The organism is Ligaoa zhengdingensis (genome assembly GCF_014384885.1).
In the GTDB taxonomy this organism is placed as follows: Bacteria; Bacillota; Clostridia; order Oscillospirales; family Ruminococcaceae; genus Ligaoa; species Ligaoa zhengdingensis.
In genome coordinates this window covers 209,037-231,372 of sequence record NZ_JACRST010000001.1, presented here as the reverse complement: position 1 = coordinate 231,372, position 22,336 = coordinate 209,037, and the positions used below count along the sequence as shown (strand labels likewise).

The following is a 22,336-nucleotide window of genomic DNA, read 5'->3' as shown; positions in this document are numbered from 1 at the left end:
GTGTCACATGGTCAATACCTGCCGAATCCCGCAGAACAGCGGGGGAGGCCGTATTGCGGGTGCGCGGACGAATTTTAGTCCGCGCTTTGTTATTTTATTAAGGGCTTATAATGGAGGTGCTTAACATTAGCAACAAGGAACTACTGATCAATGAGGAGATTCGCGATAAGGAGATCCGGGTGATCGGTGCTACCGGCGAACAGCTGGGCATTATGCAGACCCGTGATGCCATGAACATGGCGATGGAAAAAAATCTCGATCTGGTGAAGATCGCTCCTCAGGCAACGCCGCCCGTCTGCCGCATCATGGACTACGGCAAATATCGCTTTGAACAGGCGAAACGGGAAAAAGAGGCAAAAAAGAATCAGAAGGTCATCGAAACCAAAGAGGTGCGCCTGTCGCTCAACATCGATACGCATGATTTTGAAACCAAGCTGAATAACGCGCTCAAATTTTTGAAAGCGGGCAACAAGGTGAAGGTTTCTATCCGTTTTCGCGGCCGCGAAATGGCGCATTGGCAGTTGGGCGAGGGTCTGATGAAGAAATTTGCCGAGGCCTGTGCCGAAGTGGGAACCGTTGATAAGCTGCCGAAGATGGAGGGCCGCAGTATGGTCATGTTCGTCTCGGCGAAGCCTGCGTCTAAGCCCGCCAAGTAATATAAGGGAGGATACAAATCTCATGCCGAAACTGAAAACACATACCGGTGCGAAAAAACGCTTTAAGATGTCCGCGACCGGCAAAGTAAAACGCGCCCACGCTTTCAAATCCCATATCCTGAACAAGAAGGACACCAAGCGTAAGAGAGGCCTGCGTCAGGCCACCTATGCCGATCAGACCAACGTCAAGGCCATCAAATTGCTGATGCCCTACAAATAATCGGCGGCGGTTCGTACCATTTCATAAAAACAGAATGACCGAAAACGGAGGTATATCGATATGGCTCGTGTAAAGGGCGCAATGATGACTCGCAAGAGAAGAAAAAAGGTACTCAAACTTGCCAAGGGCTACTTCGGCGGCAAGAGCAGATTGTTTAAAACCGCAAAACAGGCGGTTATGAAATCCGGTAACTATGCGTACATCGGCAGAAAACAGAAGAAAAGAGATTTCCGCAAGCTGTGGATCACCAGAATTTCCGCTGGCTGCCGCATGAATGGGATGAACTATTCCACCTTCATGAACGGGCTGAAAAAGGCGGGTGTTACCCTCAACAGAAAGATGCTGTCTGAGATTGCGATCAACGACGCCGCCGCTTTCACCGCGCTGGTGGAGAAAGCGAAAGCCGCTCTGTAATATGGAAACCTGCCGCCCGTGTCTCATCTGGCACGGGCGCATTTTCAATTTTGCAAGGGAGAAAGATCGTGTCGAACGAACGGTTCATGGAACGCATCACCAGCCGGGAAAATCAGAATATTAAGCGAATGGTCAAGCTGATGAAGAGTAGGAAGGAGCGGATGGAGTCCGGGCGGTTTGTCGCTGAGGGCCCTAAGCTCTGCGCGGAGGCCGCGTCGGCAGGGATCGTCCTGGACGAGCTCTACTGCACCGCTGAAGCGCGGGAAAAATACTCGCAACGGCTTGCTTTGTTGTATCCAAAAGCATCCGTCTGCTGCGAGATTTCCGGTGATCTGGCGCGCAAACTGGCGGATACCAATTCCCCGCAGGGGGTGTACGCGGTCTGCCGGCGCCCGCAGCCGGTTTTGGATGAGTGCAGCCTGCCGTTTGGGCGGTATCTGGCTCTCGAGTCGCTCCAAGACCCTGGAAACGTGGGGACAATTTTGCGTGCAGCCGACGCATTCGGTGCGGATGGGGTGATTCTCACGGCCGACTGCCCGGACCTGTTTTCGCCGAAGGTGCTGCGCTCCACCATGGGCAGCGCCTTCCGGGTGCCGGTGTGCGTCACCGGGGATCTCCCCGCGCTGCTTGTCCAGCTGGGCGCCACCTACGCGACCTACGCGGCGACGCTGAGCGACGACGCGGTATCAATCCGCTCCTGCGATTTTTCCGGCCCTTCGGTGGTCGCAGTGGGAAATGAGGGGAACGGCCTATCCCGCGCGGCGATCGACGCCTGTGCGCATAACCTTATCATCGATATGCGCGGTGGCGCGGAGTCACTCAACGCGGCGATGGCGGCGACGGTCATCCTGTGGGAACTTTCGGGAAAACGATGACAGAGTGGGGAGGTGTGCGCGATGGCGGATCTGGAATATTGGGTATGGCTGAGCCTCGCATTTGAGAAGGCAAACGGCGTCACCGACGAGATTCTGCGGCGCGGCGCCGATCCCGAACAGCTTTACAACGAACGCGGCGCGGCCTGGCTTGCCGCAGGGGACAACCGGCGGCTGCGCCGTCCCGGGCTGATGGATCAAGCCAGGAGGATTGTGGAACGGATGGCGCGCGAAAAGGTCGATGTTTTGTCGCCCGAGAACCCGCGATATCCCGACCGCTTGCGGCATATTTACGCATCTCCATGCGTACTGTATGTCGAGGGCAGCCTGGATGGGATCGACGATCAGCTCGCCATCGCGATGGTGGGTGCGCGGCGGTGCTCCGATTACGGCAGCCGCGCGGCGGTTCAACTTGGTTCCGACCTGGCGCGGGCGGGTGCGGTGATCGTCAGCGGCCTGGCCGAGGGCATCGATTCCTTCTCCCACAGTGCGGCGGTGCGCAACGATGGGCGCACCATCGCGGTGCTGGGAAATGGTATAGATAAAACCTACCCGGCACAGAATAAAGCCTTGAGGGAGCAAATTGTGGAAAACGGCGCGGTTATCACTGAGTTCGCGCCCGGCACGCAGCCCTATCCGGGCAATTTCCCGTTGCGCAACCGCATCATCTCCGGGCTTGCACTGGGCGTCGTGGTGGTGGAAGCGGGGGAGCACAGCGGTTCGCTGATCACCGCGCATCTGGCGCTCGAACAGGGGAAGGACATTTTTGCCGTGCCCGGCAGCATCTTCAGCCCTTCCTCCAAGGGGACGTTTCGTCTGCTTCAACAGGGGGCGGCGCCCGCGAGCTGCGCTGAAGATATTTTGGAGGGCTATCTCGACCGCTTTGGGGGGATTGTGCGGTTGGAGGAACGGACGGAAGAAGACGTGCCGGAACAGGGACCGGCAGAGGGGATTTCAGCGGTGGAACAGGAGCCGGCGGGCCTCTCCGAGAGCGCCCTCGCCGTCTATCGGATGCTGGCCGGACAGCCAGTGACGATGGAAGAAATGACGCTCCATCTGCAAAAACCGGTCAACGAGGTCTTGACAGCGCTGACAGAACTTGAAATAATGGGCTTGGTCTCTGCGCTTTCGGGCGGCAGATACCGGCGGACTCCGATTCGATAGGGAGCGACCTGACGGGGTGGTTGTTATTTCTGTGCGTATTCTTTCGGTGCTCGCCCGGAGTACCTACAGGAATGACAATCCGCAAACGTTTGAAAATTAGGAAAGGCTTAAAGCAAGGTGAACAGAATGGCGACAAAAAAGACCGCACAGGCGACCGAGGCCCCAGAGCTTGCGGCGCCTGTTGAGATAGAGGCGGAGCCCGCGGCAAAGAAGAAGCCGGCCGCCAAAAAGGCGGCGGCCAAGACAAAGACGACCGCCAAAAAGACGGCGGCACAATCCAAGGCCACAAAAAAGACGGCCTCTAAAACGACCAAGGCTGCGGCGGGCAAGACGAAGGCTGCCAAGACCTCGACCCGGAGCAAAAAGGCCAAGGAAGAGGACGATCTGCCCAAGGGCGGCAACCTGGTGATCGTGGAATCGCCGGCCAAAGCAAAAACCATTATGAAATATTTGGGCCCCGGTTACGATGTTGTCGCGTCGATGGGGCACATTCGCGACCTGCCCAAAAGCAAGCTGGGCGTGGACGTGGAGCACGACTTCGAGCCGCAGTATATCCCGATCAAGGGCAAAGAGGAATTGATCCGCACCCTGAAGAAAAAGGCCAAAGCCAGCGATGCCGTTTACCTCGCGACCGACCCGGACCGCGAAGGGGAAGCGATCTCCTGGCATCTGGCTCATCTGCTCGATCTCGATCTGGCGGCACCCGACCGCGTGACCTTCAATGAGATCACCAAGAGCGGCGTGCGCTTCGGGATGGACCATCCCCGCACCATCGACCTCGATCTGGTGAACGCCCAGCAGGCGCGCCGCATCCTGGACCGCATCGTGGGCTATCAGATCAGCCCGTTTTTGTGGCGAAAGATCAAGCGCGGCCTCTCCGCAGGCAGGGTACAGAGCGTCGCGGTGCGGCTGATCGTCGATCGGGAGAATGAGATCCGCGCCTTCAAAAGCGAGGAGTATTGGTCGATCGACGCCAAGCTGCTGGGCAACGAGAGTAAAAAGCTGATCCTTGCGAAACTCTACGGCAAGGATAAAAAGATTGAAATCAAGACCGGCGAAGAGGCCGCCGCCATCGTCAAGGAGCTGGAGAACGTCCGCTACCTGGTGGAGAATGTCAAAAAGAGCGTGCGCAAAAAATCCCCCGCGCCGCCGTTCACCACCTCCACCATGCAGCAGGAGGCTTCGCGCAAGCTGGGCTTCCAGGCGCGCCGCACCATGAAGGCAGCACAGGAGCTCTACGAGGGCGTGGATGTCAGCGACCTCGGCGCGGTGGGTCTCATCACCTACATGAGAACCGACTCGCTGCGCATCTCCGAGGAGGCGCAGCAGATGGCGGAGGATTTCATCCTGGGCCGCTATGGCAAGGAATACCTGCCGCAGACCCGCCGCCAGTATAAATCCAAAAATAACGCGCAGGACGCGCATGAGGCGGTGCGTCCCACCATGCCGTCGCTCACACCCGACCAGGTGAAGGACAGCCTCACGAGCGACCAGTATAAGCTGTACCGGCTGATCTGGGAGCGCTTTATCGCCAGCCAGATGGCGACCGCGCTGTTGGACACCGTGGCGGTGGACATCCGCGCCGGGGAATACCTGTTTAAGGCGTCGGGCTACTCGGTCAAATTCGACGGCTTTACGGTGTTGTACGAAGAGGGCAAGGATGAGGAGACCGAAGAGGGCGGCGCGCTGCCGCCGGTGGAAAAGGGCGATGAACTGACCCTCAAGGAGCTTGCGCCCAACCAGCACTTCACCCAGCCTCCGGCGCGCTTCACCGAGGCGTCGCTCATCAAATCGCTGGAAGAAAACGGCATCGGCCGCCCCTCCACTTATGCGCCCACCATCACCACCATCCTGACGCGCGGCTATGTGGAGCGCGACGCCAAGGTTCTCAAACCCACGCCGCTGGGCGAGGTGACCACCCAGTTGATGGAGGAGCAGTTTAAAGATATCGTGGACGTCACCTTCACCGCGAACATGGAGCACGACCTCGACTCCGTGGAGACGGGCGACACCGATTGGGTCAAGACGCTGCACAAATTTTACGAAGGTTTTTCCGCCACACTGGAGACCGCGGAAAAGAATATGGACGGCACGCGCCTGAAGGTTCCCGACGAGGAGACCGACGTGGTGTGCGAGCTGTGCGGCCGCAAGATGGTGATTAAGTCGGGGCGGTACGGCAAGTTTTTGGCCTGTCCGGGCTTCCCCGAGTGCAAAAACACCAAGAAGATCGTGCAGGAAACCGGCGGCCTCTGCCCCAAATGCGGCAGCAAGGTGCTGGCCAAGAAGTCCAAGACGGGCAAGACCTACTTCGGCTGTGAGAATAACCCTAAGTGCGACTTTATGACCTGGGACACGCCGCTGGCGGAAAATTGCCCCGACTGCGGCGCCACCCTGTTTAAGAAGGGCGGCAAGATGGGCAGAATCTATTGTGCCAAGGAGGGCTGCGGCTACGAAAGGGGTCTGAAGGATTGATGTCGGTATCGGTTATCGGAGCGGGGCTGGCTGGCTGCGAGGCCGCTTGGCAGCTCGCGAACCGCGGCATCCCGGTGCGCCTCTATGAAATGAAGCCGCAGAAATATTCCCCCGCCCACCATTACAGCGGATTTGCAGAGCTGGTCTGTTCCAATTCACTCAAAGCGATGCGCATCGAATCCGCCGCTGGGATGCTCAAGGAGGAGATGCGCCGCCTTGGTTCGCTCATCACCGAATGCGCCGCTGAGACAGCGGTTTCGGCGGGCGGCGCGCTCGCGGTGGACCGCGAGAAGTTTTCCGACCAGGTTACCGCCCGCATCACTGCGCACCCTATGATCGAGGTCGTCCCCGGCGAGGTGACTGAGATCCCGGACGGCGAGGTGATCGTCGCCACCGGGCCGCTCACCTCGGACGGCCTGTCCGCAGCGATCAAGCGCCTGATCGGCGGCGATTACCTGAGCTTTTACGACGCCGCCGCTCCGATCGTGAGCTTTGAAAGCATCGATCAAAGCCGGGTGTTTTTCGCCGCGCGCTACGACCGGGGCGAGGCGGACTACATCAACTGCCCGATGAACCGCGAGGAGTACGAGGCGTTTCACGCCGCGCTCGTCTCAGCAGAGGCGGTGGAGCTCAAGCAGTTCGAGCAGATGTCGGTCTACGAGGGCTGTATGCCGGTGGAGGTGCTCGCCAAGCGCGGCGCCGACGCAATCCGCTACGGGCCGCTCAAGCCGGTTGGCCTGCGCGACCCGAATACCGGGCGCCGGCCCTGGGCGGTGGTGCAGCTGCGGCGGGAGAACGCAGAGGGCAGCCTTTACAACCTGGTCGGCTTTCAAACCAACCTGAAATTCCCCGAGCAAAAGCGGGTGTTCTCGATGATCCCGGGCTTGGAGAACGCGGAGTTTGTGCGCTACGGCGTGATGCACCGCAACACCTTCATCGACAGCCCGCGCCTCTTGGATGCGGCCTATCGCTTGAAGCGGGAACCGCGCATCCGCTTTGCCGGCCAGATCACCGGCGTGGAGGGGTACATCGAGTCGGCCGCCTCCGGCATTCTGGCGGGGTACAACCTGGCCAATCAGCTCCAGGGCCGCGCACCCCTGATACTGCCGCGCGAGACGATGCTCGGCGCGCTCACCGCGTACATCAGCGACCCGACGGTGACACAGTTCCAGCCGATGGGCTGCAACATGGGAATTTTGCCTCCGCTCGAGGCGCGCATCCGCGACAAGGCTGCGCGTTACCGGGCGCTGGCGGAGCGCGGGCTGGATGCCTTGGACGCGCTGCTGCGGGAACAAAGCCAATGCAATGGGATAGGAATAACGTGATACAGGAAAGAACAGGTGATCCTTTGAAAATTATTCTGGATGCGTTCGGCGGGGACAACGCCCCCGTTGAAACGATAAAAGGCGCCGCCATGGCGGTGGCGGAGTATGGAGTCAAGATGATCCTCACAGGCGATGAGCAGGAGATCCGCTGCGTCGCCGGGGAGCAGGGGGTGCCGCTCGACGGCATCGAGTTGGTACATGCGCCTCAGGTGATACCGGTTTGCGCCGAGCCCACCTCAATTATGAAAGAATATGCCGACAGCTCTCTTGCGGTCGGCCTGCGTCTGTTGGCTGAGGGGGAAGGCGACGCCTTCGTCACGGCCGGCAGCAGCGGCGCGTTGGTGGTGGGGGCCTCCCTGATGGTCAAGCGCATCAAAGGGATTAAGCGCGCGGCATTCGCGCCCACCATCCCGTGCGTCGGCGGAAGCGGCAATTATATGCTGATGGACTCGGGCGCGAACGTCGAATGCCGTCCGGAGATGCTCATGCAGTTCGGCGTGATGGGGTCCGCTTATATGAACAAGATCATGGGGATCGAGCGCCCGCGTGTGGGGCTCATCAACGTGGGCGTGGAGGAGAGCAAGGGCGGCGAGCTTCAGTTGGCCGCCTACAAACTGCTGCAGAAGGCGCCGGTCAACTTTGTCGGCAATGTCGAGCCGCGTGAACTGCCGTTTGGCGCGTGCGATGTGGCGGTGTGCGACGGCTTTTCGGGCAATATCGTCCTCAAGCTCACCGAAGGTGTGGCGTCCGCATTCACCAAACAGATCAAGGGCGTCTTTATGAAAAACCTCGGCACCAAGCTGGCCGCAGCAGCGGTTAAGGGCGGCATGAGCGAGTTTAAAAAACAGATGGATTACACCGAGCACGGGGGAGCCGCCCTGTTGGGCACGGCGCGCCCCACCATCAAGGCGCACGGCAGCTCCAATGCCAAAGCGTTTAAAAATGCGATCCGGCAGGCGAAGCTGTTCGCAGAACAGGATGTGATCGGTGAAATTGAGCTTGGGCTCGCGGAGCTCAAACAACGCGGACAGGAGCTGGAAGTATGAAAAATCTTGAACAGAAGCTACAATATACCTTCCGCAATCGCAAATATCTGGAGATTGCGCTCACCCATTCCTCCTACGCAAACGAGACCAAGCGGGGCCTAGAGTGCAACGAGCGGCAGGAGTTTTTGGGCGACGCGGTTCTTTCCATCGTCGTATCCGACTACCTGTTCCACCACTATGCCCATCTGCCCGAGGGGGAGCTCACCAAGCTGCGCGCCTCGTTGGTGTGTGAGAAATCCCTCTGCCAGTTTGCCAAGGAGATCGACCTGGGCGCCTATCTGCAATTGGGGAAGGGGGAGGAGATCACCGGCGGTCGGGAGCGTCCGTCCATCCTGGCGGATGCGTTCGAGTCGGTGATCGCCGCCATCTATTTGGACGGCGGGATGCCCGCAGCGACGGAGTTTGTGCTGCGGTTTGTGGCCAATGTGGTGGAAAACCACCGCAGCCCTTCCTTTAAGGACTATAAAACCATTTTGCAGGAGATCATTCAACAGAACCCCGAGGAGAAGATCACCTACGTGTTGGTGGACGAATCGGGGCCCGACCACAACAAGGAATTTGTGGTGGAGGTGCACCTCAACAGCAACGTGATCGGCACCGGGCGCGGCCGCTCCAAAAAGACCGCCGAGCAGATGGCGGCAAAGGAAGCGCTGGAGCTGATGGGGGAGTGAAGCACGCCAATATCGCCATCTTTGTGCCGCATGTGGGCTGCCCCAATCGGTGCAGCTTCTGCGATCAGCGGCGGATTACCGGCGTACAAGCCCCGCCGGACGGCGGCGCGGTGCGCGCGGCCTGCGAACAAGCGCTCCAACAGATGGGCGAGGAACGGGCGCGGAACGCCGAGGTCGCGTTTTTCGGCGGCAGCTTCACCGCAATCCCCAGGGAGTATATGATCGAGCTGTTGGAGGCGGCGCGCCCCTTTGTATGGGAACATGCATTTCATGGCATCCGCATTTCCACCCGGCCGGATGCGATCGACCCCGAGGTTTTGGGGCTGCTGCGCGTTTACGGCGTCACTGCCATCGAGCTGGGGGCACAGAGCATGGACGATGAGGTCCTGCGGCTCAATCGTAGGGGCCACACTGCCCGCGATGTGGAAAACGCCTCCCGCATGATCCGTGCAGGCGGTTTTTCGCTCGGGCATCAGATGATGTTTGGGCTCTATGGCGATACCGCAGAAAAGACGATTGCGACGGCGCGCCGTCTGGCCGCGCTCAAGCCGGACACCATGCGCGTCTATCCGACGGTGGTGCTTAAAAATACGATGCTTGCAGAGCTTTATGAACAAGGGCGGTATCGGCCGCTCACGGTCCCTGAAGCTGTGCGAATGTCGGCGTGGCTGCTGAATTATTTTGAGACCCACGGGGTTTCTGTCATCCGGCTGGGGCTGCACGCCTCGCGCGAATTGGAAGAGAATATGATCGCGGGCGGATATCATGCCGCGTTGGGCGAGCTCTGTGCGAACGAGCTGTTTCGGCAGAGAATTTTGCGGGAGCTGGAACAGTGCAATCCGCCGCTGGGCAAGCTGGTGGTGGAGGTTGCGCCGGGTAGGGTCTCCCAGGCGGTGGGGCAGCGCCGCTCGAACGCACTGATGCTGGAACAGCGCGGTTATCAACCCAAATTCTGCCCGAATCGATCGCTGACCGGCTACCAATGCCGGTTCAGATGGCCATTAAGCAAACAAAGGAAGTGAAACCTTGTACCTCAAAGCACTTGAAATCTACGGGTTCAAATCGTTCCCCGACCGCACGCGGCTGAACTTCAAGGGGGGGCTCACGGCGGTAGTCGGGCCGAACGGCAGCGGAAAGAGCAACATCAGCGACGCCCTGCGTTGGGTGTTGGGCGAACAGTCCACCAAAACCCTGCGCGGCGCGAGAATGGAGGATGTGATCTTCGGCGGAACCCAGCTGCGCAAGGCGATGGGGTTCGCGCAGGTCACCCTCTACATAGACAACCTCGATCGAAGCATGCCGATGGACCTGGATGAGGTTTCGATCACCCGCAAGCTCTACCGCTCTGGGGAGAGCGAATACAAGATCAACGACCAGAATGTCCGCCTCAAGGACATTGTGGAGCTGTTTATGGATACCGGCCTGGGCCGCGACGGCTATTCGATGATCGGCCAGGGCAAGATCGCTGAGATCGTCAGCGCCAAGAGCGCCAACCGGCGTGAAATCTTTGAGGAAGCGGCGGGCATCAGCAAATTCCGCTACCGCAAGAACGAGGCGGAGCGCAAGCTGGTGGCGGCGCAGGAGAACCTGCTGCGGCTCAAGGACATCCTGGTGGAGCTGGAGGGCCGTGTGGAGCCGCTGCGCGTCCAGGCGGAGAAAGCGGCCAGGTTTGTGCAGTATGCGGCCGAGCGCAGGACGCTCGAGCTGTCCATTTGGACAGCGCAGCTTGAGCAGACCCGCGGGCTGCTGCGCGTACAGGAGGACAAGGTCGCCGCTGCGCAGGCGAATCATGCCGAGGTCGAGGAGGAGCTCGCCGAGGTGGAGTGCGCGGCCGAAGAGGCCTTCGCGCAGATTTCCCAATGCACGGTCGAGATCGATGGGCTGCGTTCGGCAATCCGTGCCCTGGAGGAACAAGCGGCTGAATCGCAGTCGCAGATCGCGGTGTATGAAAACGACATTTTCCACAACAACGGATTGATGGACCGCATTTCCCAGGAAATTTCCGAGCAGGATTCCACCGGGAAAGGCATCGAGCAGCAGATCGCACAAAAACAGGAGGAATTGACCGGTCTGGAAGCGGAGATGGAGCAGACCCGCGAGGAGCTTGACAAGCTGGCAGGGCAGCACAGCGAGCTGTCCGATCGGGAGAGGCAGGCCGCGCAGGAAACAGAGAATCGCCGCTTGACTCTCGCTGCGGTGACCATGTCGCTGTCCGAGGCGAAGGTGGCCGCAGTCACCTCCCAATCAGCCCGCAACGAGACGCAAAACCGCATCGAGCTGCTGCGCCAGTCGCAGGCGGAAAAGGAACAGAAGCGCAAGGACCTCACGGTGGAGCTGAGCGACTGCCGGGAGCTGATTGAGAGCATCCAGGAAAACCTGCAAGGGCTGGAAAACACAGCCGGCGGCCTGCGCATCAAGCGGTCGGGCCGCGAGACCAAGCGCCAGGAGCTGGAGCGGGAGCTGCGCGCCGTCGAACAGAAGGCGGGCGAGAAGCAACAGAAGGCGAGGCTGCTCGAAAGCCTGGAACAGAACATGGAGGGCTTTGCGGGCAGCGTCAAATATATCATTGGGCAGCAGAAGCGCGGCGCGATTCAGGGGGTTCACTCGGCGGTTTCCAAGCTGATCGAGGTGGACGCGGCCTATACCACAGCGGTGGAGACCGCGCTGGGCGGTGCGCTGCAAAATATCGTGGTGGACAACGACGAGGTGGCCAAGCGCGCCATCGGGATGCTCAAGGAGTCGCGCAGCGGCCGGGCAACCTTTTTGCCGATTTCCACCATCCGCGGCAACCGCCTGAACGAGAACGGGCTGCAGCAGCAGCGCGGCTTTGTCGCCATTGCGTCCGACCTGGTGCGGTGCAAGCGGGAATACCGTGCGATTGTGGAAAATCTGCTCGGCCGCATTGTGGTGGCGGAGGATCTGAACGATGCGGTCGCCATCGCGCGCACATTTCACAACCGTTTCCGCGTCGTCACGCTGGACGGCCAGTTGGTGAACGTGGGCGGCTCGATGACGGGCGGATCGGTGGCCAAGAGTGCGGGCCTGCTCAGCCGCCAGCCGGAGATCGACCGCCTGCGCGCGGATGCACAGGCGATTTTACAGTCGGGTGAAGCGATGCGCGGAAAGCTCAAGTCGCTCGTCGAGGAGTCCTCGGCGCTGGAGGCACAGCTACTCGCTGTGGAAAGCGAGATCAAGGCGGCCAATGAGGACAGCATCCGCTACCAATCCGAACAAAAACGGATCGAATTGGCGCTGAGAGATCTCGATCAGAACCAGGAGGACGCACAGACCCAGCTGACCCAGTTGGAACGCCGCCTTGCCGCATTGGAACAGGAAATCGGCGGTGCGGCGGAACGGGTGGAAAGTTTGCAGGCGGAGCAGCAGGCTGCGGAAGCGGCGATCCGCGAGCAGGCGGCGCGTCAGGAACAGGTGCAGGCCGAGCGTGCGACGCTGGCGACCCAGCGCTCCGGTTTGGAGATGGAACTGGTCGCACAGACCAAGGATATCGAGGCGGCGCGCGCTTCCATCGGGGAGATGGACGCCCGCAGGGAGGGCCAGAGCCAGCGTATCAGCCAGTATCAGGCGCAGATCGCGGAGCTCCAGGCTCAAAATACGCAGATCACCGAACAGATCGAAGCCCTGCGCCGGGCGAATGGAGCCTTTGCGGAACAGGCCGCGCAGGCGCAGCAGCAGATTGCGGAGCTCCAACAGAAGCGGCAGGGCTGCGAGCAGCATTCCACCGAGGTGCGCGCGCGGGAACGCGAGATCATGGCGCGCCGGGAACAGCTTGCGCGCGACCTTGCGCGCGTGGAGGAGAAAAAGTTCAGCCTTCAGGCGGATTACGACGCGATCATCGCGCGCATGTGGGATGAATACGAGCTCACCCGCAGCGAGGCGCAGGCCGAAGCGCAGCCGGTGGAGGACATGCCCAAGGCACAGCGCGAGCTGTCCGAGGTCAAGGGCCGCATCAAGGCGTTGGGCTCGGTCAACCTCGAGGCGATCGACGAATACGAGCAGGTATCGCAGCGCTATAAATTCTTGAAAGCGCAGATCGAGGATGTCGAGAACAGCCGGGAACAGTTGGGCCAAATCATCCACGACCTCACCGCGCAGATGCGCGAGATGTTCACCAGCAGTTTCCAACAGATCAACCGCCACTTCGGCCAGATTTTTACCGAGCTGTTCGGCGGCGGCAAGGGGGAGCTCAGCCTCACCGACGAGGGCGATGTGCTGGAATCGGGCATCGAAATCCATGTGCAGCCGCCGGGCAAGCTGATCAAAAACCTCGCGTCCCTATCGGGCGGCGAGCAGGCGTTTGTGGCGATCGCGATCTATTTCGCCATCCTCAAGGTGCGCCCCGCGCCGTTCTGCCTGCTCGATGAGATTGAGGCGGCGTTGGATGATGTGAACGTCACAAAATACGCGCAGTACCTGCGCCGGCTGAGCAACAGGACCCAGTTTGTCATCATTACCCACCGCCGCGGCACCATGGAGGAAGCGGACATGCTGTACGGCGTGACCATGCAGGAGGAGGGCGTGTCCAAGCTGTTGGAGCTCTCGGTGTCCGAGCTGGAAAGCAAGCTCGGCATGACTGGGGGCAAGCAGGACGGCGGACAGTGACCGCATCTGCCGGTGAAAGCGATAGATTGATTGCATAGAGGAGCGATTGCATGGGATTTTTTCAAAAGATCAAAGAAGGGCTGACCAAGACCCGCAATTCGATGGTAAAGAGCTTTGAGGGGATGCTCAACTCCTTTACCAAGATCGACGAAGAGCTGTTTGAAGAGCTGGAAGAGATTTTAATTATGAGCGACGTCGGGGTGCACACCGCAGGAAAGATCTGTGAGCGGCTGCGTGTCAGGGTCAAGGAGACAGGAACCACCGATCCTTCCGAAGTAAAGGGCCTGCTGAAAGAAATCATCACCGAGATGATGGAGGGCGGCGAAGAGCTCGACCTCTCGACGAAGCCCTCGATCATCCTGGTGATCGGCGTCAACGGCGTGGGCAAGACGACCACGATCGGCAAGATGGCGGCGGAGCTGCGCCGCCGGGGCAAAAAGGTTCTGCTCGGCGCGGCCGACACCTTCCGCGCGGCCGCAATCGATCAGCTCGGTATCTGGGCTGAACGCGCGGGGTGCGAAATGGTGCACCACGCCGAAGGGTCCGACCCGGCGGCCGTGGTGTTCGACAGCATCACGGCGGGCAAGGCACGCGGCGCGGATGTGGTGATCTGCGACACGGCCGGGCGTCTGCACAATAAAAAGCACTTGATGGACGAGCTCGCAAAGATTTCCCGCGTCATCGAACGCGAGGCGCCCGGCTCGGCCAAGGAGGTGCTGCTGGTGCTCGACGCCACCACCGGGCAGAATGCGCTCAACCAGGCCAAGCAGTTCAAGGAGGCGGCCGGGCTTACGGGCATCGTGCTCACCAAGCTGGACGGCACCGCGCGCGGCGGCGTGGTGATTGCGGTCAAAGAGGAGCTCGGCGTGCCGATCAAATACATCGGCGTGGGGGAAAAGATCGACGATTTGCAGCCGTTTGTCGCCCGAGATTTTGTCGAAGCGCTGTTCGACGGCAACGAGCCGCTGCGCGACGAAACGGAGGCGGAGGAATGAAACTCATCATTGCAACCCAAAATAACGGCAAGATGCGCGAGTTTAAGCGCATTTTGGAACCGCTGGGGGTCACTGTGCTCTCGGCCGGGGAGGCCGGTATCCACACCGATGTGGAGGAGACGGGTGAGACGTTTGCAGAAAACGCGCGCATCAAGGCGCGTGCGGTCATGGAGCTGTCCGGCCTGCCAGCCATTGCGGACGATTCCGGTCTGTGTGTGGACGCACTGGGCGGCGCGCCCGGGGTCTACTCCGCACGTTACGCCGGGGAGAACGCCACCGACGACGACCGCATTGCAAAGCTGCTGAGCGAGTTGCAGGATGTGCCCGAGGGCCGGCGCGGCGCGCATTTTGTCAGCGCGATCTGCTGCGCGTTTCCAGACGGCTCGGAGCTCTGCGCCGAGGGAGTCTGCAACGGGGTCATCGGGCATGAGAAGCGGGGCGAAAACGGCTTCGGTTACGACCCTGTCTTTTACACCGAGCAGGGCAGCTTCTCCGAATTGACAGCGGAGCAGAAGGATGCGATCAGCCACCGTGGCAGGGCGCTGCGCGATTTTTACGAGCAGTTTAAAAACCGCTTTGCCGGTTTGACAAGCGGCGGAACACCACGATAACAGAAAAGGGGATGCAATTTTGCTGACAAGTAAACAGAGGGCGAATCTTCGCTCACAGGCGAACCAGATGGAGACCATATTACAGGTGGGCAAGGGCGGCATCGCCGATGCGCTTATCAAGCAGGTGGACGATGCGCTCACCGCGCGCGAGATGATTAAGCTGCGGGTGCTGGAGACCGCACCCGACACCGCGCGAGATACAGCCGAACAGATGGCTGGGCAGGTCGGCGCGGAGGTGGTGCAGGTGATCGGCACGCGGTTCATCCTCTACCGGCGCAACCCGAAAAAACCGATCTACGACCCGGATAAATAGGACTCAATTTAGAAAAACTGATCGGGGAGGGAGCGCTTATGCGCCGGATGCTGATTTTTGGCGGTACTTTCAATCCCATCCACCGGGGACATCTCCACCTTTACCGCCATTTTGCAGACGCGCTCGCGGTGGATCGCGTGCTCATTATCCCGACCAAGCAGCCGCCCCACAAGCAGCCGCATGAGTTGGCCAGCGGGGCCGACCGCCTGGAGATGTGCCGTTTGGCGGCGCAGGACGACCCGCGCGCCGAAGTCAGCGACCTGGAGCTGCGGCGGGCGGGGCCGAGCTATACGGTGGATACCCTGGAGGAACTTCACGCCCGGTATCCCGGTGCGGAGCTGTACCTCGCGGTTGGCTCGGACATGCTTTTGACCCTGGACAAATGGTGGCGCCGCGAACGGATCGTCCAACTGGCCGTCATCTGCGCGCTGGCGCGGCGGCCAGGCGAATACGAGCTGATGCAGCACAAAAAGGAGGAGCTCGAGCGGCGTTTCGGCGGGACATACCGGGTTGACCAAGCGGACATCCTGGAAATTTCCTCCACCGAGCTGCGGCGTAAGATCAAAGAACACACGGATTTGACCCCGTGGCTGCCGCCCGCGGTCATCGATTACATCAAAAGGAATGGGTTATATCAATGCCGATGAATGATAATCTGAAAGCGATCAAACAGTTGCTCAGCGAGCGCCTGTGCGAAAAGCGCTATCGCCACAGCCTGAATGTGGCGGATGAGGCGCGCCGCTTGGCTGAAATTTTTGGTGAGGACCCGGAAAAGGCCTATTTTGCGGGCTTGGTGCATGATATCTGTAAGGACGAGCCCAAGGAGGAACAGTTGCAAAGAATCCGCAACTCTGCTATAATTTGGGACGATAAGGCGCTGGGACAGCCATCGCTCTGGCACGCCATGGCGGGGAGCATTTTCATCCGCGAGGAATTAAACGTGCAGGATGAGGATATTATAAATGCAGTACGTTACCATACCACCGCCCGCGCCGGTATGAGCCGGTTGGAAAAGATTGTCTATCTGGCCGACCTCACTTCGGCGGATCGGGAATACAGCGATGTGGAAACCGTGCGCGCGCTGGCGCGGGCTTCGCTTGAAAAGGCGATGCTCTACGGCCTGCAATACATTATCAGCGACCTTGTTGCGCATAAATCACCCATTGTAGACGACACCGTGGAAGCGTATAATGAGTACGTCGCCTAGGAGGAATTTCTGGTGTCACGTCTTTCCCCAACCTCCAAGCGTTGGATTTTGGCCGGAGGCATCGCCGCGTTGGCGGTGGTTCCGCTGTTGGCTTGGGGGATTGCCGTAGGGCTCCGCGACCGCGAGCCGCCGCCGTCTGAGGACAGTTCTCCCTCGTCCTCGGATGTCTCCAGGGAGGAGTCACAGATCGAGCTCGAGCCGGTTTCGGACGACGCGCTCAATATCCTGGTGTGCGGCTTGGACGACGCAGCGGGGCTCACCGACGTCATCGTGGTGGTGAACTTCGACGTGCGGGCGGGGAAGATCAACGCCCTCCAGATTCCGCGCGACACCTACATCGGGGACGACTACAAGACTGGAAAGATCAATCAGGTCTACTTTACCCATCGGAATGACGACGAGCCGATCCGCGGCCTGATCGGGGTGGTCGAGGAGCAGTTGCGCCTGCCGATCGATCACTATGTCACCATCACGCTGCAGGGCTTTCGCGACATGGTGGACGCGCTGGGCGGGGTGGAGATCGACGTGCCCCAGCGCATCGAATTTTTGCCGGGCAAAGTCATCGAACCGGGAAAACAACATCTGAACGGCGAGCAGGCCGAATGGTTTGTCCGCTACCGCGCGGGCTATCCAACCGGCGATATCGGCCGCATCAACGCGCAAAAGCTGATGATCGACGCGCTGGTGCAGGCGGTGCGGGACAAGGGCCGCACCAAGATGCTGTTGCTTGCCACCCAGAATTTTGATAAAATCACGACCGACCTGCCGCTGACGCGGGCGCTTTCGCTCGCCAACGAGGCGTTCTCGGTCGAAAATCAGAATATCCAGATATTCACCGTCGAGGGAAGCGGGAAGATGCACAACGGTTTTGCTGTCTACGAGGCCAACCGTGCGCAGCTAACCGAGCTGCTCAACACCTATTTTCGCCCCTATGGACAGGCGGTGGATTACCTCCCCATCCCGAGTGTGCCCGCCCCGCCGCCTTATCAAGAGGAGACGGAGACGCCGCCCAACCCGGACGGCCTCGTGGAGGAACCGGAGAGCAGCGGGGAAGGGGGATTGGAGGAATTTCCGATTGACTAATTCCTGAGAGCGAGGAGGGATACTGTTAATGACATCACTTGAAATGACAAAAAAGATCGCGTCGGTGCTGGACGCCAAAAAGGCGCAGGATATCAAGGCCATCCGCATCGCGGATGTGACTTCGATCGCGGATTATTTCCTGATCGCTTCGGCGAACAACACCACGCTGGTCAAAGCGCTCGCGGACGAGGTGGAGGACCAGATGACCAAGCTGGGCTATGAGCCGAAGTGCGTGGAGGGCTATGTCTCCGCTTCGTGGATTGTCCTGGATTACTACGACGTGATCGTGCACATTTTTTGCGGTGAAACGAGAAGTTTCTATTCGCTGGAGCGCCTATGGTCGGACGGCCAGCCGGTCGATCTGGCGGATGTGCTGACGGCGGATTGAGAGCTTGCGGCTCTAAGATAGAATCCCGCCTCACGCGGGCGGGCAGGAGGAAGAGACAATGAAGTATAATTTTGCAGAGGTTGAAAAGAAGTGGCAGGATATCTGGGATGATAAGCAGGTTTTTGCCGCCACCAACGACTATTCCAAACCCAAGTATTACGCGCTGGTGGAGTTTCCCTATCCGTCTGGGCAGGGGCTGCACGTGGGCCATCCGCGCTCCTACACCGCGCTCGATATCGTCTCGCGCAAACGCCGCCTCGAGGGCTACAACGTGCTCTATCCCATGGGCTGGGACGCGTTCGGCCTGCCGACTGAAAACTTCGCCATCAAGAACCACATCCACCCCGAAATTGTCACCAAAAATAATGTCGCCCACTTCAAACAGCAGCTTAAATCGCTGGGCCTGAGCTTCGATTGGAGCCGTGAGATCAATACCACCGACCCCAACTACTACAAATGGACCCAGTGGATCTTCCTGCAGCTCTTCAAAAAGGGACTCGCCTACAAAAAGGAGATGGCGGTCAACTGGTGCACCAGCTGCAAGGTGGTGCTTGCAAACGAGGAGGTCGTCAATGGCGTCTGTGAGCGCTGCGGCGGTGAAGTGGTGCGCAAGGTGAAAAGCCAGTGGATGCTGGGAATCACCCAATATGCGCAGCGGCTGATCGACGATCTCGACCTGGTGAACTACATAGACAGGGTCAAGGTTTCGCAGGTCAACTGGATCGGCCGCTCCACCGGCGCAAACGTGCGGTTCGGTACCACTGCCGGGGATGAGCTGGAGGTCTACACCACCCGCCCGGATACCCTGTTTGGCGCGACCTACATGGTCATCTCGCCCGAACACCCATACATCGAAAAATGGGCGGATCGGATCACAAACATCGATGCGATCCGCACCTACCAGCAAGAGGCGGCGCGCAAATCCGAGTTTGAACGCACCGAGCTGGTCAAAGAAAAAACCGGCGTGGAGCTACAGGGGGTGCGTGGCGTCAATCCGGTCAACGGCAGAGAGATCCCCATCTTTGTAGCGGATTATGTCCTCACCACCTACGGCACCGGCGCGATTATGGCGGTGCCTGCCCACGATACCCGCGACTGGGAATTTGCGAAAAAGTTCGGCCTGCCGATCATCGAGGTGGTCAAAGGCGGAGACGTGGAGCAGGAGGCGTTCACCGACTGCGCCACCGGTGTGATGGTCAACTCCGATTTTCTCACCGGCCTCTCGGTGGAAGACGCCAAGGCCAAGATTATCGATTGGCTGACCGAGCACGGCAAGGGTGAGAAGAAGGTCAACTTCAAGCTGCGCGACTGGGTGTTCTCCCGCCAGCGCTATTGGGGCGAGCCGATTCCCATCGTCGTCTGCCCCAAGTGCGGCTATGTCCCGCTGCCTGAGGATCAGCTCCCACTGACCTTGCCGCATGTGGACAGCTACGAGCAGACCGAGACGGGTGAATCTCCGCTCGCCAAGATCGACAGCTGGGTGAACACCACCTGCCCGCATTGCGGCGGTCCTGCCAAGCGCGAGACCGACACCATGCCCCAGTGGGCGGGCTCGTCCTGGTATTTCATGCGCTACTGCGACCCGCACAATAACGAGGCGCTCGCCTCCAAGGAGGCCCTCGACTACTGGCTGCCGGTGGATTGGTACAACGGCGGTATGGAGCACACCACCCTGCACCTGCTCTATTCCCGCTTCTGGCACAAGTTCCTTTATGACATCGGCGTGGTGAGCACCCCCGAGCCGTATGCGAAGCGCACCAGTCACGGCATGATCCTGGGTGAGAACCACGAAAAGATGAGCAAGTCGCGCGGCAACGTGGTCAACCCCGACGACATCGTCAAGGAGTACGGCGCGGACACCATGCGCCTCTACGAGATGTTCATCGGCGACTTCGAGAAGAGCGCGCCGTGGAATTCCGATTCCATCAAGGGCTGCAAGCGCTTTTTGGACCGCATTTGGAATCTCCAGGATATCCTGATTGCAGGGGCCGAATACCGCCCCGAGCTGGAAACTGCGATGCACAAGACCATTCAGAAGGTCACGCGCGATATCGAGGAGCTCAAGTTCAATACCGCCATCGCGGCGATGATGGCGCTGCTCAACGACATCACCGACACCGGCGCGATCAACCACGCCGAGCTCAAGGCGCTGCTCATCCTGCTCAATCCGTTTGCGCCGCACATCACCGAGGAGATGTGGCAGGTGCTCGGCTTCGGCGGTATGCTCAACGAGCAGAAGTGGGTGTCCTACGATGAGGCCAAGTGTAAGGAGGCCACCATCGAGGTCGTGGCGCAGGTTAACGGCAAAATCAAGGCTCGTTTGCAGGTCGCGGCGGACATCACCGCTGAGGACGCCATCGCCGCAGCCAAGCAGGCCGATGCGGTAAAAGCGATGATCGAGGGCAAAACGGTCGTCAAGGAGCTCTATGTGCCCGGCAAACTCATTAACATTGTCGTGCGCTAAATTCAACTTCTGGTATCTCAGCCGAAACCACTTGACAAAAGTATACATTTTATTGTATAATCAGTTTTGTTATATTTTACGAGTTGGTTTACAGACGTAAAATAGCTAACGTAATCTCCTGGTGTGGGGAGGGAATTAGTAATGGCAGAAATTCATATCAAAGATAATGAATCTCTTGATAGCGCTCTTAGAAGATTTAAGAGATCCTGCGCAAGATCTGGTGTTCTCGCCGAGGTTCGGAAGAGAGAGCATTATGAGAAGCCGTCTGTTAGACGTAAGAAGAAGTCTGAGGCTGCTCGCAAGCGCAAATTCAAGTAATTCTTATCGTTAACAAAGTGATGAAAGCGAGCATGCAAATGCTCGCTTTTTCATTGCTGCGATAGAAACAGGTAAATATGAGGAGAAGAGAATGTCCATATTTTTCCCCACGGTAAGCGTCCACCGCGCCTATGAGATCACCCCGCGGCTGCTCGATGAGCTGGAGGTAAAGGCGCTGATTCTGGATGTCGATAACACGCTGACGACGCACGGCAACCCTGAGCCGGACGAAAAGATTTTGGTCTGGCTGGAGCAGATGAAGCGCGATGGTATTGCGCTGATGATTTTGTCCAATAATAACGGGGAGCGGGTGCGCCCGTTTGCACAGCGCCTGGGTCTGGATTTTGAATCCTCGGGCGCGAAGCCGCTGCCGCGGGGCTTTCGGCGATGCTGTGAGCGTCTGGGCTTGGCGCGGGATCAGGTTGCGGTGGTGGGCGATCAGATCTTCACCGACGTGGCCGGCGCTAACTGGTCGGGGATCAAAAGTATCCTGGTCGATCCGATCGAACCGGAGCGAGGGGTGTTGTTTGGCCTGAAGCGCCTGCTGGAGCGCCCCTTTTTGAGGGCCTACCGGAAAAAATGCGCCCGAAAAGGAGAGAACCCATGAGCATCCACTTCGGCCCGGCGGGCAACAGCCTGAGCTTTGCCGCGCAGGGCTTCAAAAAGAACACGCAGGTTCCGCAGTATTTAGAACAGTTCGGCCTCAACGCCTTTGAATACCAGTGTGGCCGCGGGGTCAAGATATCCGAGGCGTCAGCGGCGGCGTTCGGCGCAGCGGCGGCTGAAAAAGGGATTCAGCTCTCGCTGCACGCCCCTTATTTTATCTCCCTCTCCAGTGTCGAGGAGGAGAAGCGGCGCGGCAGCGTCAACTATATTTTGCAAAGCGCCCGGGCGGTGCATGCCATGGGCGGGGAGCGCATTGTGGTCCATTCCGGTTCCTGCTCCAAGATGAGCCGGGAGGAGGCGCTCGCGCTCGCGATGGATACCATGCGCGAGGCGGTGGCTGCTCTGGATGCGGAGGGCCTCGATCGGGTGCGCATCTGCCCGGAAACGATGGGCAAGGTCAACCAGCTCGGCACCCTGGAAGAGGTGCTGGAGCTGTGCACCATCGACGAGCGGATGCTCCCCTGCATCGATTTCGGACATCTCAACGCGCGCACCTTCGGCGGCCTCACAACTTTTGCCGACTTTGAACGGATTTTTGACGCAGTGGAAAACCGGCTGGGCTATTCCCGGCTGCGGGAGTTCCACGCCCATTTTTCCAAAATTGAATACACCACTCCGGGTGGGGAAAAGCGCCACCTCACCTTTGAGGATACCGAGTATGGCCCGGATTTTGAGCCGGTGGCGGAACTGATTGCGCGCAAAAACTGCGAACCCACCATCATTTGTGAATCGGCCGGAACCCAGGCCGAAGACGCAGCCAGGATGCGGGCGCTTTATCAGGCCGTATGCGAATCCGGCTGGAAGGTGGACAGCGAAAGAGAAGGAGAATGA

22 protein-coding genes are annotated in these 22,336 nt (G+C 59.4%); all 22 read left to right on the top strand.

Translation table 11 applies throughout. The features are described 5' to 3' along the window. Positions 1 to 110: 110 nt before the first annotated feature. The 22 genes from infC to H8711_RS01025 all read left to right on the top strand — a co-directional run bounded on the left by infC (position 111) and on the right by H8711_RS01025 (position 22,336). Complete coding sequence (infC, locus tag H8711_RS01130) at positions 111 to 656, top strand: translation initiation factor IF-3 (protein ID WP_249281690.1); 546 nt, start codon at positions 111 to 113, stop codon at positions 654 to 656. A 22-nt stretch (positions 657 to 678) separates the two neighbouring features. Beyond that, positions 679 to 876: a 50S ribosomal protein L35 gene (rpmI, locus tag H8711_RS01125; protein WP_249281689.1), complete on the top strand. Its 198-nt coding sequence runs from the start codon at positions 679 to 681 to the stop codon at positions 874 to 876. Between the two features lie 60 nt (positions 877 to 936). Next, the gene (gene rplT, locus H8711_RS01120) at positions 937 to 1,290 is read left to right on the top strand and encodes a 50S ribosomal protein L20 (RefSeq protein WP_249281688.1); all 354 of its coding nucleotides are present in this window, start codon (positions 937 to 939) and stop codon (positions 1,288 to 1,290) included. A gap of 68 nt (positions 1,291 to 1,358) precedes the next feature. Beyond that, a complete protein-coding gene (locus H8711_RS01115) occupies positions 1,359 to 2,165 on the top strand; it encodes a TrmH family RNA methyltransferase (RefSeq protein WP_249281687.1) in 807 nt (268 codons plus the stop codon). Between the two features lie 21 nt (positions 2,166 to 2,186). Further along, positions 2,187 to 3,326: a DNA-processing protein DprA gene (gene dprA / locus H8711_RS01110; RefSeq protein ID WP_249281686.1), complete on the top strand. Its 1,140-nt coding sequence runs from the start codon at positions 2,187 to 2,189 to the stop codon at positions 3,324 to 3,326. Between the two features lie 126 nt (positions 3,327 to 3,452). Continuing rightward, positions 3,453 to 5,798, top strand: a complete 2,346-nt coding sequence (gene topA, locus H8711_RS01105) for a type I DNA topoisomerase (RefSeq protein ID WP_283245792.1) — start codon at positions 3,453 to 3,455, stop codon at positions 5,796 to 5,798. Beyond that, positions 5,798 to 7,123, top strand: a complete 1,326-nt coding sequence (gene trmFO, locus H8711_RS01100) for a methylenetetrahydrofolate--tRNA-(uracil(54)-C(5))-methyltransferase (FADH(2)-oxidizing) TrmFO (protein WP_249281685.1) — start codon at positions 5,798 to 5,800, stop codon at positions 7,121 to 7,123. Before topA ends, trmFO begins: the two co-directional genes overlap by 1 nt. 23 nt (positions 7,124 to 7,146) lie before the next feature. Then, the gene (gene plsX, locus H8711_RS01095; RefSeq protein WP_249281684.1) at positions 7,147 to 8,169 is read left to right on the top strand and encodes a phosphate acyltransferase PlsX; all 1,023 of its coding nucleotides are present in this window, start codon (positions 7,147 to 7,149) and stop codon (positions 8,167 to 8,169) included. Next, positions 8,166 to 8,840 (top strand): ribonuclease III, encoded by a 675-nt coding sequence (gene rnc, locus H8711_RS01090; protein WP_249281683.1) that lies wholly within the window; start codon positions 8,166 to 8,168, stop codon positions 8,838 to 8,840. Before plsX ends, rnc begins: the two co-directional genes overlap by 4 nt. Further along, a complete protein-coding gene (locus tag H8711_RS14160; protein WP_249281682.1) occupies positions 8,837 to 9,862 on the top strand; it encodes a radical SAM protein in 1,026 nt (341 codons plus the stop codon). The genes rnc and H8711_RS14160 overlap by 4 nt, the downstream gene beginning before the upstream one ends. Positions 9,863 to 9,866: 4 nt before the next feature. Next, on the top strand, positions 9,867 to 13,460 hold the full coding sequence (gene smc, locus H8711_RS01080; RefSeq protein WP_249281681.1) for a chromosome segregation protein SMC: 3,594 nt from the start codon (positions 9,867 to 9,869) through the stop codon (positions 13,458 to 13,460). A 50-nt stretch (positions 13,461 to 13,510) separates the two neighbouring features. Beyond that, positions 13,511 to 14,455, top strand: coding sequence for a signal recognition particle-docking protein FtsY (gene ftsY, locus H8711_RS01075; RefSeq protein ID WP_249281680.1), 945 nt, complete (start codon positions 13,511 to 13,513; stop codon positions 14,453 to 14,455). Continuing rightward, the gene (locus H8711_RS01070) at positions 14,452 to 15,066 is read left to right on the top strand and encodes an XTP/dITP diphosphatase (RefSeq protein WP_249281679.1); all 615 of its coding nucleotides are present in this window, start codon (positions 14,452 to 14,454) and stop codon (positions 15,064 to 15,066) included. The genes ftsY and H8711_RS01070 overlap by 4 nt, the downstream gene beginning before the upstream one ends. Before the next feature lie 19 nt (positions 15,067 to 15,085). After that, positions 15,086 to 15,379 (top strand): YhbY family RNA-binding protein, encoded by a 294-nt coding sequence (locus tag H8711_RS01065; protein ID WP_249281678.1) that lies wholly within the window; start codon positions 15,086 to 15,088, stop codon positions 15,377 to 15,379. Positions 15,380 to 15,417: 38 nt separating this feature from the next. Next, complete coding sequence (nadD, locus tag H8711_RS01060) at positions 15,418 to 16,026, top strand: nicotinate (nicotinamide) nucleotide adenylyltransferase (RefSeq protein ID WP_249281677.1); 609 nt, start codon at positions 15,418 to 15,420, stop codon at positions 16,024 to 16,026. After that, complete coding sequence (gene yqeK / locus H8711_RS01055; RefSeq protein WP_249281676.1) at positions 16,017 to 16,586, top strand: bis(5'-nucleosyl)-tetraphosphatase (symmetrical) YqeK; 570 nt, start codon at positions 16,017 to 16,019, stop codon at positions 16,584 to 16,586. Before nadD ends, yqeK begins: the two co-directional genes overlap by 10 nt. Before the next feature lie 12 nt (positions 16,587 to 16,598). Continuing rightward, entirely contained in the window at positions 16,599 to 17,669 is a 1,071-nt protein-coding gene (locus H8711_RS01050; protein ID WP_249281675.1) for an LCP family glycopolymer transferase, read from the top strand. 28 nt (positions 17,670 to 17,697) lie between these two features. Beyond that, the gene (gene rsfS, locus H8711_RS01045; RefSeq protein ID WP_249281674.1) at positions 17,698 to 18,057 is read left to right on the top strand and encodes a ribosome silencing factor; all 360 of its coding nucleotides are present in this window, start codon (positions 17,698 to 17,700) and stop codon (positions 18,055 to 18,057) included. A 58-nt stretch (positions 18,058 to 18,115) separates the two neighbouring features. After that, positions 18,116 to 20,521, top strand: coding sequence for a leucine--tRNA ligase (leuS, locus tag H8711_RS01040; RefSeq protein WP_249281673.1), 2,406 nt, complete (start codon positions 18,116 to 18,118; stop codon positions 20,519 to 20,521). Between the two features lie 141 nt (positions 20,522 to 20,662). After that, positions 20,663 to 20,839, top strand: a complete 177-nt coding sequence (rpsU, locus tag H8711_RS01035; RefSeq protein ID WP_249281672.1) for a 30S ribosomal protein S21 — start codon at positions 20,663 to 20,665, stop codon at positions 20,837 to 20,839. Between the two features lie 52 nt (positions 20,840 to 20,891). Further along, positions 20,892 to 21,446: a YqeG family HAD IIIA-type phosphatase gene (locus H8711_RS01030; protein WP_488153810.1), complete on the top strand. Its 555-nt coding sequence runs from the start codon at positions 20,892 to 20,894 to the stop codon at positions 21,444 to 21,446. Then, positions 21,443 to 22,336, top strand: a complete 894-nt coding sequence (locus tag H8711_RS01025; protein ID WP_249281670.1) for a TIM barrel protein — start codon at positions 21,443 to 21,445, stop codon at positions 22,334 to 22,336. Before H8711_RS01030 ends, H8711_RS01025 begins: the two co-directional genes overlap by 4 nt.

Coding starts and splice junctions, on each gene's coding strand:
- infC (WP_249281690.1), top strand. CDS start 111: ATGGAGGTGCTTAACATTAGCAACAAGGAACTACTGATCAATGAGGAG.
- rpmI (WP_249281689.1), top strand. CDS start 679: ATGCCGAAACTGAAAACACATACCGGTGCGAAAAAACGCTTTAAGATG.
- rplT (WP_249281688.1), top strand. CDS start 937: ATGGCTCGTGTAAAGGGCGCAATGATGACTCGCAAGAGAAGAAAAAAG.
- dprA (WP_249281686.1), top strand. CDS start 2,187: ATGGCGGATCTGGAATATTGGGTATGGCTGAGCCTCGCATTTGAGAAG.
- topA (WP_283245792.1), top strand. CDS start 3,453: ATGGCGACAAAAAAGACCGCACAGGCGACCGAGGCCCCAGAGCTTGCG.
- trmFO (WP_249281685.1), top strand. CDS start 5,798: ATGTCGGTATCGGTTATCGGAGCGGGGCTGGCTGGCTGCGAGGCCGCT.
- rnc (WP_249281683.1), top strand. CDS start 8,166: ATGAAAAATCTTGAACAGAAGCTACAATATACCTTCCGCAATCGCAAA.
- ftsY (WP_249281680.1), top strand. CDS start 13,511: ATGGGATTTTTTCAAAAGATCAAAGAAGGGCTGACCAAGACCCGCAAT.
- H8711_RS01070 (WP_249281679.1), top strand. CDS start 14,452: ATGAAACTCATCATTGCAACCCAAAATAACGGCAAGATGCGCGAGTTT.
- nadD (WP_249281677.1), top strand. CDS start 15,418: ATGCGCCGGATGCTGATTTTTGGCGGTACTTTCAATCCCATCCACCGG.
- yqeK (WP_249281676.1), top strand. CDS start 16,017: ATGCCGATGAATGATAATCTGAAAGCGATCAAACAGTTGCTCAGCGAG.
- rsfS (WP_249281674.1), top strand. CDS start 17,698: ATGACATCACTTGAAATGACAAAAAAGATCGCGTCGGTGCTGGACGCC.
- leuS (WP_249281673.1), top strand. CDS start 18,116: ATGAAGTATAATTTTGCAGAGGTTGAAAAGAAGTGGCAGGATATCTGG.
- rpsU (WP_249281672.1), top strand. CDS start 20,663: ATGGCAGAAATTCATATCAAAGATAATGAATCTCTTGATAGCGCTCTT.
- H8711_RS01025 (WP_249281670.1), top strand. CDS start 21,443: ATGAGCATCCACTTCGGCCCGGCGGGCAACAGCCTGAGCTTTGCCGCG.